This is a genomic window from Mesorhizobium sp. M0159 (assembly GCF_040322295.1).
GTDB lineage: Bacteria > Pseudomonadota > Alphaproteobacteria > Rhizobiales > Rhizobiaceae > Mesorhizobium.
The window spans coordinates 101,562-114,537 of sequence record NZ_JAMYTF010000005.1 but is presented as its reverse complement, the minus strand read 5'-3'; the positions used below and the strand labels follow the sequence as shown (position 1 = coordinate 114,537).

Annotated in this window: 12 protein-coding genes, 1 tRNA gene and 1 pseudogene; 4 read left to right on the top strand and 10 right to left on the bottom strand. The window is 63.4% G+C overall.

Annotated features, from left to right (window positions below; translation table 11 throughout):
- Positions 1-34: 34 nt before the first annotated feature.
- From NKJ32_RS07250 to NKJ32_RS07240, 3 genes and pseudogenes are all read right to left on the bottom strand, one after another.
- Positions 35-466, bottom strand: a complete 432-nt coding sequence (locus NKJ32_RS07250) for a cupin domain-containing protein (protein ID WP_352568878.1) — start codon at positions 464-466, stop codon at positions 35-37.
- Between the two features lie 70 nt (positions 467-536).
- On the bottom strand, positions 537-947 hold the full coding sequence (locus tag NKJ32_RS07245; protein WP_352827292.1) for a helix-turn-helix domain-containing protein: 411 nt from the start codon (positions 945-947) through the stop codon (positions 537-539).
- 45 nt (positions 948-992) lie between these two features.
- Positions 993-1,366, bottom strand: a pseudogene (locus NKJ32_RS07240) (AraC family ligand binding domain-containing protein); the annotation flags it as partial.
- Between the two features lie 84 nt (positions 1,367-1,450).
- Here NKJ32_RS07240 and NKJ32_RS07235 point away from each other — a divergent pair.
- Positions 1,451-2,650 (top strand): amidohydrolase, encoded by a 1,200-nt coding sequence (locus NKJ32_RS07235; protein WP_352568876.1) that lies wholly within the window; start codon positions 1,451-1,453, stop codon positions 2,648-2,650.
- On the opposite strand, the gene NKJ32_RS07230 is transcribed toward NKJ32_RS07235, so the two are convergent.
- The 5 genes from NKJ32_RS07230 to NKJ32_RS07210 all read right to left on the bottom strand — a co-directional run bounded on the left by NKJ32_RS07230 (position 2,628) and on the right by NKJ32_RS07210 (position 8,743).
- On the bottom strand, positions 2,628-4,850 hold the full coding sequence (locus NKJ32_RS07230; RefSeq protein WP_352568875.1) for a xanthine dehydrogenase family protein molybdopterin-binding subunit: 2,223 nt from the start codon (positions 4,848-4,850) through the stop codon (positions 2,628-2,630). The two genes, NKJ32_RS07235 and NKJ32_RS07230, sit on opposite strands and share 23 nt — an antisense overlap.
- A complete protein-coding gene (locus tag NKJ32_RS07225; protein ID WP_352568874.1) occupies positions 4,847-5,836 on the bottom strand; it encodes an FAD binding domain-containing protein in 990 nt (329 codons plus the stop codon). Before NKJ32_RS07225 ends, NKJ32_RS07230 begins: the two co-directional genes overlap by 4 nt.
- A complete protein-coding gene (locus NKJ32_RS07220; RefSeq protein WP_352568873.1) occupies positions 5,833-6,318 on the bottom strand; it encodes a (2Fe-2S)-binding protein in 486 nt (161 codons plus the stop codon). The genes NKJ32_RS07225 and NKJ32_RS07220 overlap by 4 nt, the downstream gene beginning before the upstream one ends.
- A 251-nt stretch (positions 6,319-6,569) precedes the next feature.
- Positions 6,570-7,541, bottom strand: coding sequence for an NADP-dependent oxidoreductase (locus tag NKJ32_RS07215; protein ID WP_352568872.1), 972 nt, complete (start codon positions 7,539-7,541; stop codon positions 6,570-6,572).
- Positions 7,542-7,669: 128 nt separating this feature from the next.
- Positions 7,670-8,743, bottom strand: coding sequence for an alkene reductase (locus NKJ32_RS07210; RefSeq protein ID WP_352568871.1), 1,074 nt, complete (start codon positions 8,741-8,743; stop codon positions 7,670-7,672).
- Between the two features lie 83 nt (positions 8,744-8,826).
- Between NKJ32_RS07210 and NKJ32_RS07205 the strand changes: the two genes are divergently transcribed.
- A complete protein-coding gene (locus tag NKJ32_RS07205) occupies positions 8,827-9,696 on the top strand; it encodes a LysR family transcriptional regulator (protein ID WP_352568870.1) in 870 nt (289 codons plus the stop codon).
- A gap of 433 nt (positions 9,697-10,129) precedes the next feature.
- On the opposite strand, the gene NKJ32_RS07200 is transcribed toward NKJ32_RS07205, so the two are convergent.
- Positions 10,130-10,780 carry a hydrolase gene (locus tag NKJ32_RS07200; protein WP_352568869.1) on the bottom strand — a complete coding sequence of 217 codons (651 nt, stop codon included), beginning with the start codon at positions 10,778-10,780 and terminating at the stop codon, positions 10,130-10,132.
- 181 nt (positions 10,781-10,961) lie between these two features.
- Between NKJ32_RS07200 and NKJ32_RS07195 the strand changes: the two genes are divergently transcribed.
- A complete protein-coding gene (locus NKJ32_RS07195; RefSeq protein ID WP_352644707.1) occupies positions 10,962-11,855 on the top strand; it encodes a LysR family transcriptional regulator in 894 nt (297 codons plus the stop codon).
- A gap of 509 nt (positions 11,856-12,364) precedes the next feature.
- Here the strand turns inward: NKJ32_RS07195 and NKJ32_RS07190 are convergent.
- Positions 12,365-12,439 (bottom strand) — tRNA-Asn (locus NKJ32_RS07190).
- 220 nt (positions 12,440-12,659) lie between these two features.
- Here NKJ32_RS07190 and NKJ32_RS07185 point away from each other — a divergent pair.
- Positions 12,660-12,920, top strand: coding sequence for a hypothetical protein (locus tag NKJ32_RS07185; protein WP_023676401.1), 261 nt, complete (start codon positions 12,660-12,662; stop codon positions 12,918-12,920).
- Positions 12,921-12,976: the final 56 nt, after the last annotated feature.

Genomic DNA, 12,976 nt, shown 5'->3' with positions numbered 1-12,976 from the left:
CGGTGTTCCTTGCTGGAGTGCCCGACGACCGCAGTTACTGGCGCAACACCGTGTTCTTGGTGCCCTCTTCGACCTGGTCAATGACCAGCAGCTTGACCGGATCGGCGCCGATATTGGTCGCCTGATGCCACTGCCCGATCATCTCGATGATGAAATCACCTGTTTGATAGGTGTTGCTCTTGCCGGTCTCGACATTGGTGACCTGAAGCGTGCCAGCCTCAACATAGGCATAGCGCGGAAACGGATGCTTGTGGACCGGCAAGGTGGCGCCCGGCGCGATCTGATAGGCCGAGACCAGGACCTGGACGTTCTTCTGCGGCAGCGTGATCGGCTGGCCGGATGCAGTTTCGGTGCGGGAGGCAAGCGGGGTCACGACAACCGGCGTCCCGCTGGCATCCAGCGCCTGGGCGTTATTTGCAAGCAGAACCGCCGCGAGCAGCAGCGTCGATCCCAAGATTTTTCGCATGATTCCCCCCGAGCTGCGTCAGCATTGCGCAGCAAGCATTGGCGCGCAAGCTTGTCTGTTCAAGAGCGCCTTATCCCGCTCTTCTGAACATGCCTGGGGTCATGCCATGCATAGTCCGGAAGGTACGGGAAAGATGGCTCTGGTCGGCGAAATCCGCCGCGATAGCGGCGTCGGCGAGGCCAAATCCCTGTTCGATCAGCGCGCTCGCCCGGCGCAATCGCCGGTCGCGGATATAGGCCGCCGGCGTCAGGCTAATTACCTTGTTGAAGTCGCGGATGACCTGGAACCGGGTCACGCCAGCCGCGCCGGCAAGCCGCTTGAGGTCGAGCTGCGAGCCAAGCTCGCTTTCGACAAGATCGCGGTAGAGGGAAAATCTTCGCTGCGATCCGGAGCTTTCGATCTCTTCGGCCTGTCCGCTCGAGTCGCCATGCCGAACGATCAGCCGTCGCAGCGCCACGAGCAGGGACGTCTCGGCCGTCATTGTGTCCGGGGATGTCGAGCCCTGGTGTGCTGCCGTCAATGCTGCGGCGAGACTGCTGTCTTCGATCGTCGCGCGCGAAAACACCGGAGCGCCGTCGCGGCCGAGTTCGCGGGCAAGCGCGGTCATCAGCGGCACCGAAGGATAAAACGTCCGGTAGGCCCAGCCTTCATCCGCCCCGCGTTCGCCGTCATGCCACTCCTCGGGATTGACGACGGCAATGGTGCCTGCCGGAGCGAGAACGCTTTGCGGCCGATGCGAATGCGCTCGCAGCCAGAGGTGATCAGGGCGATCACATAGGTCGGATGCGTGTGCAGGTCGTAGCGGTGCCGGGTGAAGCGCGCCTCGAACAGGCCAAGGTCGGGGAAGCACGGATGGCGCCAGTATTTCCCGGTCTCTGCCGCTTCGTTTGTCCTTGCCATGGTCAATCCGGTTCAAGACGCCTCTCGCCGGGCCTTCTATGGCTGGCAAACCAAGCCGCTTTTTGTCGGCGGAAAGGAGGCATCATGTTGCATAATGACCCCATCGCCGCGCTGACACCAGAGGTCGTAGGCTGGCGGCGCCATATCCATGCCAATCCGGAGCTCGCATTCAATGAATACGAAACGGCGCGTTTCGTTGCAGAGAAGCTGCGCTCCTTCGGCGTCGACGAGGTGCATGAAGGGATCGGCGGCACCGGCGTCGTCGGTGTCCTGCGCAGCGGTGGCGGCGCACGCGCCATCGGCCTTCGCGCCGAGCTCGACGCGCTTCCGGTGCTGGAGAAAACCGGCTTGGCCTATGCCTCCAGGAAAGAAGGAGTAATGCACGCCTGCGGCCATGACGGCCACACCGTCATGCTGCTCGGCGCCGCCAAACTGCTCAGTCAATCGCGCACCTTCGACGGCACCGTCACTTTCATCTTTCAGCCGGCCGAGGAGAACGAGGGCGGCAGCATGCGCATGATCGAGGACGGCCTGTTCAAGCGCTTTCCGGTCGAAGCGGTCTATGCGGTCCACAACTGGCCGGGCATCAGGCTGGGGACGATCGCCGCCCGCGTCGGGCCGCAAATGGCGGCCGTCGATAATTTCGAACTGACCTTCGAGGGTCTTGGCGCTCATGCCGCCATGCCGCAGCTCGGCGACGACCCGATCCTGGCCGCCAGCGCCTTCGTGCAAGCCGTCCAGCGCATCGTCAGCCGCTCGGTCGACCCGCAGAGCGCGCTTGTCGTCAGCATCACGCAGATCCATGGCGGCAATGTCGGCAACATCGTGCCGGGCAAGGTCTGGCTGCAAGGCACTTGCCGCTTCTTCGAGCACGGCCTTTCCGACCATTGCGAGAGGCTGATCGGCGAGATCGCACAAGGTATTGCCGCCGCGCATTCGCTCAAGGCCAGGCTCGACTACAGGAAGGGCTATCCGCCGCTGATCAATACGGCGGATGCGACGGCCCGCGCCGTCGAGGCCGCCGCCTCCGTCGTCGGCCGGGAGAATGTCTTGACCGAGTTCAGCCCCAGTCTCGGCTGCGAGGATTTCGCTTTCATGATCCGCGACGCCGGCGGCTGTTATGCGTGGATCGGTGCCGGCGAGGTCGGCCCGGGCGAAGGCCTGCACGGCGACCGCTACGTTTTCAACGACGAGATCGTGCCGACGGTGATGCGCTATTACGGCAACCTCGTCGAGCAGACGCTTCCGCGGCCCGATCCTTCTACAGCAGTTTTTCCGGCGTGATCGGCAACTCCCGGATTCGTTTGCCTGTGGCGTCGAAGACGGCATTGGCAACAGCAGCGGCAACGCCGGTGGCGCCGAGTTCGCCGATGCCTTTGCCGCCGATCGGGCTGGCATGCTCGTCCACCTCGTCGACGAAGTGGATTATGATATTGCCGGGAATGTCGGCGTTGACCGGAATGGCGACCCCGGAAAGGTTCTTCGACAAGAACCGCCCAAGCACTGGTTCGTGCCTGCTCTGCTCCATTGCCGCCATGCCCCATCCCCAGATGATGCCGCCCGTCATCTGGCTGCGTGCGGTGCGGGGATTGACGATACGGCCGGCGCTGTAGCTGCCCACGGCGCGACGAAGCCTGAGCAGGCCGAGCCCCGGATCGACGCCGACCTCCATGAAGATCGCGCCGAAAGTGCGCATCGCAAGGCCTTTGCCATGCTGCGCCGGATCGAACGAGCCCGAGCCGGTGATCTCGCCGATGTCGGTATGACTCATCACGTCGGCGATCGTCTGACCGCCGGCAGCGCCCCTGCGGCGAATATGGCCGTCTTGCATCTCCACTTCGTCCGGCAGCAGATTGGCAAGACGGGCAAGCTGCGAACGCGCATCTTCGGCAGCGGCAAGCACCGCCGCGCCCACCCCCATGGTCGATGACGAGCCATAGGTCGGCCCCGCCTCCGGCAGCTGCGTATCGCCCATTTCCAAGTTCACCTTCTCCATCGGCAGGCCCAGCACGTCCGCCGCGATCTGCGGAAAGATGGTGAGTGTTCCGGTCCCTATGTCCTGGGTGCCGGTGCGGATGAGCACCGTGCCGTCCCGGCGCAACCTGACTTCGGCTGCAGGCGTCGGGTTGCGGAAACAGCCCATGCTGCAGGTTGCCATGCCGTAGCCGATCAGCCAGTCGCCGTCGCGTTGCGGCTTGCGCGGGCGCTCGCGCCAGCCGAACAGGCGGGCGCCTTCCTCATAAGCCTCGCGCAGCTTCTTCGACGACCAGGGCTGGCCGGTAGCCGGATCCGTGTCCGCATGGTTGACCAGACGCAGGTCGAGCGGATCGATGCCGAGGCGGTGGGCGAGCTCGTCCATCGCGCTTTCAAGCGCCCAGGTGCCCGGACCCTCGACCGGCGCGCGCAGCGGCGTCGGCATGGCGACGTTTGCGCGCTCCACGCGCTGGCTGAGACGCATGGCCGGCGTGGCGTAGAGACCCTTCGAGGCTTCGGTGGCGAACTCGACGAAATCGTCGGTCACGGTGGTCAGGTTGACCACGTCCTGCTGCACGGCCGTCAGCTTGCCCGACCTGTCCGCCGCCAGCACGATCTTCTGTGCCATGCGCGGCTGATACCCGAGGCAGGAATAGGCATTGGCGCGGCTGAGCGCCAGCCTGACCGGGCGCTGCATGATGCGCGCGGCGGCGGCGGCCAGCACCTGATGCGGCCAGATCCAGCCCTTGCCGCCGAAGCCGCCGCCGGTATGGCGGGAAATCACGCGGACCTTCTCGGCCGGGACATTCATGCGGGCGGCAACCACCTGGCGGACACCGTAGACGTGTTGCGTGGCGTCGTGCAGCGTCAGCTCTCCGTCATTCCATTCGGCGAGCGTCGCCGAGGGCTCCATGGCGTTGTGATGGCGCGACGGCTGCAAATACACGGCTTCGACCGTGGCGGCGGCGTCAGCAAGCCCGCGGTCGACCTCGCCCTTCGTAAACGTCGGCTCCAGGAACAGGAAGCCGCTCTCCCTCGGCGAGACAGCAGCCTTGTCGATGGCGGTCCACTCGGGGGGTGCCGGCAACTCCGGCTCGGCGAACTCGTAGCGCAATGCGACGCGGCGGGCACCGGCCTCCGCTGCCTCCAGCGTCTCGCCCAGCACAATGGCAAGCGGCTGACCCTCGTGACGTATCTCGTTGCCCTGCATGGGCATGAAGCTCTGCGCTGCCGGCGGGCCTTCGGCCTGCTGCATCTGCGTATCGGGCTCGGCCCTCGGCGATGCGAACCGGCCGAATTTGGGCATGTCCTCATGCGTGAGCACACGCACGACACCGTTCTCGGCGAGCGCGTCGTCGACCATGATCGACGTCACGCGGCCGGCGGGAACGGGCGCGGTCACGAGTACCGCATAGAGCAGATTGGGGGCAAAATAGTCGGCCGCATAGCGGGCGCGGCCGGTCACCTTGACGCCGCCGTCAGGGCGGGCAACAGGCTGGCTGATCATCATGACGGCATCCTCGCTGCTCTTTCGATCGCCCGCAAAGCGGCGGTCTTGGCCAGTTCGATCTTGTAGGCGTTCTGCGACAAGGGACGCGCTTCGGCGAAGGATTGCTCGATAGCGGTGCTCAATGCCTCGCGATCGCCGATTTCGGCACCGGCGAGCTGCTCCTCGGCGGCGCTCAGCCGCCACGGCCGCAGCGCGACGGACCCCAGCGCCAGGGCCGCCCGACGGATGGTTTGGCCGTCCATCTCCAGCACAGCGGCGGCAGAGACGATGGCGTATTCGTAGGATTCGCGCTCGCGCACCTTGAGGTAAGCCGATCGCGGCGCCGGCGCCGGCAGCTCGATTGCCGTGATCAGTTCGCCTTGCTGCAACACATTGTCTGCCTCGGGCCGCGTGTCGGGAAGCAGGTGGAATTCCGCTGCCGGAATGCGCCGGCCGCCGCTGCGGTGCGCGGTGACGATGACCGCATCAAGTGCTGCCAGCGCCACGGCCGGGTCGGATGGCTGGGTGGCGACGCAATCCTCGGTCCAGCCGAATATCGCGTGATTGTCGTTGATGCCATGCAATGCCGAGCAGCCGGAGCCGAGCTGACGCTTGTTGCATGGCAACTGCTCTTCGGCACGGAAATAGGCACAGCGCGTCTTCTGCAGAAGATTGCCGCCTATCGTTGCTAGGTTTCTCAGCTGCGGCGATGCGGCGTTGAGGATCGCCTGGCTCAACACCGGATAGTCGCGCATGACCAGCGCATGCTGCGCGACATCGTTGAGATGCGTCAGCGCGCCGATCGTCAAGCCGCCGCCGGGCAGTGCCTCGATCTGATCCAGCCCGTCGAGGCGGGAGATGTCGATGATCCGGGTCGGCTCGGCAATGCCAAGGCGCAGCCAGTTGAGCAATTCGGTGCCGCCGGCGAGAAAGGCGCTGTCCGGCGCGGCACCTGCCGCGATCGTTTCGCCCAGGCTGTCGGCGCGCGCGTAGACGAATGGGGTCATTGGCTCACCCTCCCGGCCGCCGCGCGCACGGCCTCGACGATTTGCGGATAGGCCGAGCAGCGACACAGATTACCGCTCATCCATTCGCGGATCTCGGCATCGGAGCCGGTATGTCCCTCCTCAATCAGCGCCGCCGCCGACATCACCTGGCCGGGCGTGCAGAATCCGCACTGGAAACCATCATGATCGATGAACGCCTGCTGCACGGGATGAAGCGCATCGTCGTTTGCCAGGCCTTCGATCGTCGTGACCTCGCGTCCCTCGCAGGACACGGCAAGTATCATGCAGGCATTCACACGCCGTCCGTCGAGGTGCACGGTGCAGGCGCCGCACTCGCCGAAATTGCATCCCTTTTTCGTTCCGGTCAGATGAAGCCGCTCGCGCAGCAGGTCGAGCAGCGTGACGCGGGGATCGAGATCGGAAAGGCTGTGGTCCTCTCCGTTCACCCGCAACCGCAATAGGTGCCGATCGTGGAAGTCCATTGGGGGTTACCTCGAAGCACATGCCGTACTCGTCGCAGGGACTCGTCCAGCAAGCAGCCGCCCACCTGTCGAGGCGAAATAGGGCGATCGATTTTAGGGAAAAGGCGCTGCCGGTCAGGGAAAGCGAAAAAACGCGCATTTGAGATTTGCGGCGGAGCGGAAAGGCCCTGCATAACTGTGGTTCACGGCCGTCCCAACATGAGCCGAATGCAGACGGTCCCCCCTTTAGGGACGATTACCATGAGCTGCAGTCACCTGGTGAGGTCTAAGACTATCTTTCCGGGAGCGTGGCCGGTGCGATTGCGCTCGATCGCGGATGCCAGATCGTCGAAGCCGACCACTTCTGCAATCGTGGACCGCAGCGAGCCGTCAGCGATCTCTTGAGCGATTGTGGCTAGGCGCGCGGTGTCAGGTTTGACTGACAACCAGATGCCATGACGGCCTGCCGGGGCGCGCGAAACCACATCAGTTGCAGCGATGCTGGCAAGGACGCCGCCAGGCGATAGGACCGACCAAGATTTGTCTAAGACCTGGCCCCCGACAAGATCGACGATAAGGTCAATGTCGCTCGCAAGAACCTCGAAGTTCTGTTTCTGGTAATCGATCACTTCGTCAGCGCCCAAGGCTTGGACATGGGCCACGCTCTTGGTTGAGGCTGTAGCATAGACGGTCGCTCCAGCCGTCTTGGCGAACTGGACAGCGAAGCTGCCCACCCCGCCAGCCGCGCCGTGGATCAACACCCGCCGCCCCCGAAGGTTGAAATCGGCGACCTGAAGGACTTGCCATGCCGTCATCGCCGCCACCGGTACTGCCGCTGCGTCAATGTCTGACAGGACCGCAGGCGTCTTGACAAGTTTTTCGGCATTTATCAGCAAGTGGTCAGCATAAGCGCCCAGGCCACCCAGCGCGGCCATGACCCGGTCTCCGACCCTCACGCCTTCGACGTTGGAGCCGGTCCGCAGCACGACCCCCGCCATTTCGATGCCAAGCGTCGCGGGCAAAGATAACTTGAACTTGTCGCGGACGTAGCCTTCACGGATTTTCCAGTCGATTCCGTTTACTCCGGCAGCCTTGACCTGGACGAGCACTTGGTCGGGACCAGGCTCTGGGGCGGATAGCCAATCGACTTTCAAGCTCTCTGTGCCGCCATATGCTTGAAGACGTAGGGCCCGGCCGGAGCCAAGCGGTTCAGACCGGCGGGGGGCGCTTTTGAAGTCATTCATCGGGTTTATCCTTCCTGTGGGACGATATAGTTTGAAATCTCTCAAGAAGAACTTCTAAGTATGCAGTCCACATCGGGTGAGAAATGTTTATTCGGCTGCTGTCGCTTGGGGATTTACTTGCTTTCGCTTTACGCGCTCAAAGCAGGATAGTCGGTGTAGCCCAGGGCGGTGCCACCATAGAAAGTGGCTTGGACTGCCGCATTCAGCGCCGCATTGGTCTTCAACCGTTCCACAAAGTCCGGATTGGCCAGGACCATCTGGCCGTAGGACTCCTGATCGGCCAGCCCCGAAGCTACGTCGGCGCCGATCTGGTCACGCGGACGACTTGGCCGATTGAGGATCAGCGATTGGTGCCAGAGCTTGCGGATATCGGCCAGCAGCGCCTCGTCGCCCTGGTGCATGATGTGCACGTAAGCGAGCCCGAGCTTGTCGAGTTCGGCGACCAGATAGCGGTAGAGGTCCGGCCCCTCGGCGCCTTCGTCGATCCCCCATATCGTCGTCCCGGGTGACAGGCGGATCGCGGTGCGGTCCGCGCCAATCTCCTCGGCGATCGCCGTGGCGACTTCGATGGCGAAGCGCGCTCGGTTCTCGATCGACCCGCCATATTCGTCCGTGCGCGTGTTGGCGCTGGGCGCGAAGAACTGCTGGACCAGGTAGGCGTTCGCGCCGTGAATCTCGATGCCGTCGGCGCCGGCCTCGACCGCCGAGCGCGCGGCATGGCGGAAATCGGCGACCGTCTGGCGCACCTCTTCGGTCGTCAGCGCGCGCGGCGGGGGAATGTCCTGCATCCCCGTCATGGTGAACATACCCGTCCCCGGCGCTATCGCGGACGGCGCGACCCCTTGGCAGTGATGCAGCGTATTGTCGGGATGCGACATGCGCCCGGCATGCATGAGCTGGATGAAGATGTGGCCGCCCTTGTCGTGCACGGCAGAAGTGATCTTCCGCCAGCCGGCGACATGGGCGGGCGTGTAGATGCCGGGGGTGGTGAGATAGCCCTGGCCGTCATCCGAGGGCTGGGTGCCTTCGGTGACGATCAGGCCGACGCCGGCGCGCTGGGAATAATATTCGGTGGCCAGCTCGCCCGGCGTACCGTCGAAGCCGGCGCGGCTGCGGGTCATCGGGGCCATGACGAGGCGGTTAGGCAGAGTGTAGCGGCCGACGCGGACAGGGGTGAATAAGGGACTCATTGGGATCTCCATTTGCTGGAGCGCTTGTCCACTATTCCAATGTCGGGATAAATCCGGCAAAAGTGAAATCAATATTCCAAATATGGAGCAATAGCGTGAGCCACTTGAACGACATGGCGCTGTTCGTGGAGGTGGCGAGAGCGAGGAGCTTCCGGAAGGCGGCTGAGGCTCTGGGCATGCCCAACTCGACTCTGTCGCGACGTATCAGCGCGCTGGAGAAGGCGATCGGCCTGAGGCTTCTGCATCGAACGACGCGCAAGATCGAGCTCACCGAGGCCGGCCAGCTCTATTACGAACGAAGCAAACGCATCGTCGACGAGGCACGGCTCGCACACGAGCAGCTCGGCGCGATGCTGGAGCAGCCGAGCGGTGTCCTGCGGGTCTCGCTCCCGGTCGACTTCGCCACGCTTTACCTGACGCCGATCATCGTCGATTTCGCGCGGCACTATCCCGGCATCACCTTCGAGTTCGACCTGACCCCGCGCCGCGTCGATTTGGTGGCCGAGCCGTTCGATGTAGCGATCCGCATCGGCGAGCTGGAAGACTCCAGCCTGATCGCTCGCCTGATCGGGCGCCACGCGCGCCACCTCTATGCGTCTCCTGGCTACATCGAAGCGTCCGACGAGCCGGCGACACCGGCGGATCTGGCGGAGCATGAATGCATCTGCATGCCGAAGATCTGGACCCTGCATCAGGGGATGAACAAGGTCGAAGTCGAGGTTGGAGGCCGCTTCACAGTCAACAGCGTCGGGATGATCCGCGCCCTGGCGGTCGACCACCAGGGCATCGCCCTGCTTGCCGAGAAGATCGTCGCCGAAGATTTGGCCTCGGGCAGGCTCCGGCGTGTCCTGCCCGAATGGCAGGGATCGTCGGTCAGCATTCACGCCGTCACCGAAACGCGCCTCATTCCAGCCAAGACCCAGCGCTTCATCGAATTCCTGTCCGCCAGGCTGGTGGAAACTTGAACCAGATCGTTACGCGGAGAAAAGTCGGACGGCGGCGTGCAAAATCGCGACTTGGCGTAGAAAAGGCGATGGCTCGCCGGAGTCGATGAAGCTGAGAAATACGAATTTGCCATACCCCTACACCAGAATGCACCAGAGTCGCCAAAAATGCGCAAACGTGACCGGACGGCGCAGAAGCCCTACGCCTCGCCGGCGGGCCGACACCGACGCTCAGGGAGCGGGCCATCGCTCTACCGCGAGGGCGGGGCGAGGTGCGCACGGCTGAACTCACGGCCATCGGCATCCCCGATGCTATCTATCCAGGATGTGCGACGAGCGACTGCTCGTGAAGGTGGGTTCGGCATCACAAGGCTTCCCTGTGAGGTGAGATGGCGAGGGCCGGCAAACGGATCGATTCCGACCCTCACCGAAATGCTCGCCATCCCGGCCCGAATCAGCCTTCGCTCGGCACAGGCGTCTTGAGGAGTTGTTGCTCCCACAGGAAGGCGATGCCGCTGCCGCCGAAGTGCTGGATGAGAATCTCGGTCAGCTCTTCGACATGCTCGGTGCGCGCCCAGTCGCGCTGCCATTCGCCAGCGAGCGCCATCACGGTCATCATGTTTGCGCCAGCCGCGATCATCCGCTGGATGGCGATCTGGTGGGACTCGGTCGAAACGCCGCCCGACGCATCGGTGATCACGGACACGTCCCAGCCTTCGCCGAGGGCTTGGATGACAGGCATCGCGACGCAGACTTCGGTCCAAAGGCCTGCGATAACCAGTTGTTTGCGGCCGGTCGCCTTGACCACGTCCACCACCTTCTCGTCCTGCCAGGCGTTCACCCAAGTCCGGTCGATCACTTCCTGCCCCGGGAAGACGTCAGTGATCTGCTTGAAGAGGATGCCGCCACGACCCGCGATCACGCTGGTGAGAATGGTCGGAACATTGAAGGCTTTTGCTAGCTTCGCCAGCGCGGTCGCGTTGTTGACCACAGCTTGCGGATCGTGGCTGTTCAGGTTCGCGAGTTGGTAAGGCTGGTGGTCGATCAGAACGAGTACCGAGTCTTCAGGACGAAGAAGCGAATCAAGGCCGTTGCGAGGGGTCATCAAGACTTCCTTTCTCTGCCGCCATGGACGGCAATCTTTCTCTGCCGCTATGGACGGCAATGGGTTTCACGGGAGACATGCGCCAGCGGGCGACGTTGCCTGGACGCAATTTGCCGTTCCTTTTGGTGATGCAGTAGTGCCATAATCAGGCAAGCTGTGTCGCGAAATGAGGAACGCTGAATTGGACATCGAAGATCTACGGACATTCGTCGCAGTGGCCGATGCAGGGGGCGTATCGGCCGCCGCGCGCCGGCTCGGCGTCTCCAAGTCAATCGTCAGTCGGCGGCTCTTTCGGGTTGAAGCGGAACTTGGCGTCCAGCTTCTTGCACGAACGACCCGCGGCGCCGCGCTCACCGAAGCGGGAATCGCGTTCAGAGACCATGCGGCCCGGGCCAGCGCAGAGATCGATACGGCTCGGGAAACGATCCTCCCCACCGGTGAGCTGCGCGGCCGCCTGAGGGTTGCCATGCCGCTTACTTTCGGCGCGACCCACTTCGCCCCCGTGCTCGCGGAAATGGCGCGTCTGCACCCGAAGCTTCACATCCATACTTCCTACAGCGATCGCTTCGTCGATCTCATCGCAGAAGGTTTCGATTGCGCGATCCGGGGCGCCTACCTTCAAGACTCCAACCTGATCGCGAAGCGCGTCGGGCCGATCCATGGAAAGCTTGTCGCAAGCCCGGGTTATATCGAGGTGCACGGGTCACCCGAGACTCTGGACGAACTCGTCACCCATCAGGCCCTCATGCAGGGAACGGAAGCCTGGCAGTTCATAAATGGCAGCAAGATTGTTACGGTCCAGCCGCAGGGCAGGTTCAAGGCCGATAGCGCCACGGCGCTTGCCGGCGCGGCGGCGGCAGGTCTCGGCATCGCCTGGCTCCCCGATTGCATCACACATGAATATGTGGCCTCGGGCGCGCTGGTCCCGATCATGACACGCTATCCGGTACCCCCGGGGGCCGCGTATGTCGTACGCCCGCCGGGTCAGCATCCTACGCGGAAAGTCCGGGTGCTCATCGAAATGCTAACTGAGTATTTCAAACGGAACCCGGAACTTTGGGGTCTCGACAGCTAGGACACGAACGGTGCGAAGCCTCCCCACCGGCAGGAGGCACGGGGGTAAATTCTCTAGGCAACGCCGCAGGCGCGACGTCCACGCGGATCATGTTCAACCGAGTAGGCGTTGAGATCTTGCCTGTGCAGATCTGGCGCGAGGCCTCTCCGCTTTGTCCCAGCGACGCCTCGCGCGCGCAGGCTCAAAGCTATGCAATCCGCCGTCCACGAACACCTCGCGCCCGTCTGTAAGCTGCTGTCGTTGAGGCAGCGACGGCAAGTAATAACGGGCGGCAACGTTCGGACGCCGCCGCGGCGAACTGAACGGCGCACTCGGGCGCGAAGCCGCCGGTCATCAGTATTTCCGCGCGGTAGCCGCCGAATAGGCGTGGGCGGGCGAGCCTGCTATTCTACGCCTGATTTCATCGGTCCTCCATGCTCTGACACTCTGGAAGCAGGACTACGAGATCGGCGCGTAGGGAGAAATTGCACGCTGGCGCGCAATATCGCGCTATGGCGTAGAAGAGGCGGTGGCTCCCCGGGCCGGATTCGAACCAGCGACCAACCGGTTAACAGCCGGTTGCTCTACCACTGAGCTACCGGGGAACAGAGGCTCTCATGTGAGTGGGGCAGCCTATAGCAAACCCGTTTCGGCTTTGCAAAGAAGCATTTCGCATTTTTTCGGTGCTTTTTGGCGCAGGGCTTGCTGGCAATGGCCGGCGAGCGCCCTCATATGAGCTGTCTCTCGCCTGTCACGGAACAGAAAAGGCCGTTGCGGCTTTCTCCGGCTGATGGTGCTACTGATGCAAACGGATCGACACTTCACATGACGGCAATGAGCGACGAACAGCCACCGGCCCGGAAAATCTCGGTCTTCGGCCGCCAGTTCACCATGCCGCGCTCGCGCGGCCTCAGGATTGCGATCGGCGTCGTGCTGATCATCGGCGGCATTCTCGGCTTCCTGCCGATCCTGGGTTTCTGGATGGTACCGATCGGATTACTGGTGCTCTCCTATGAATTTGCATTGGTGCGTCGTCACCGGCGCCGCTTCGTCGTCTGGTGGGAGCGACGGCGGCGGCCGGATTGAGGTTGCCCTGCTGACAGGCCGGAAACAGGCAATTGTTTGAGAGCGGCGTGGCCCGT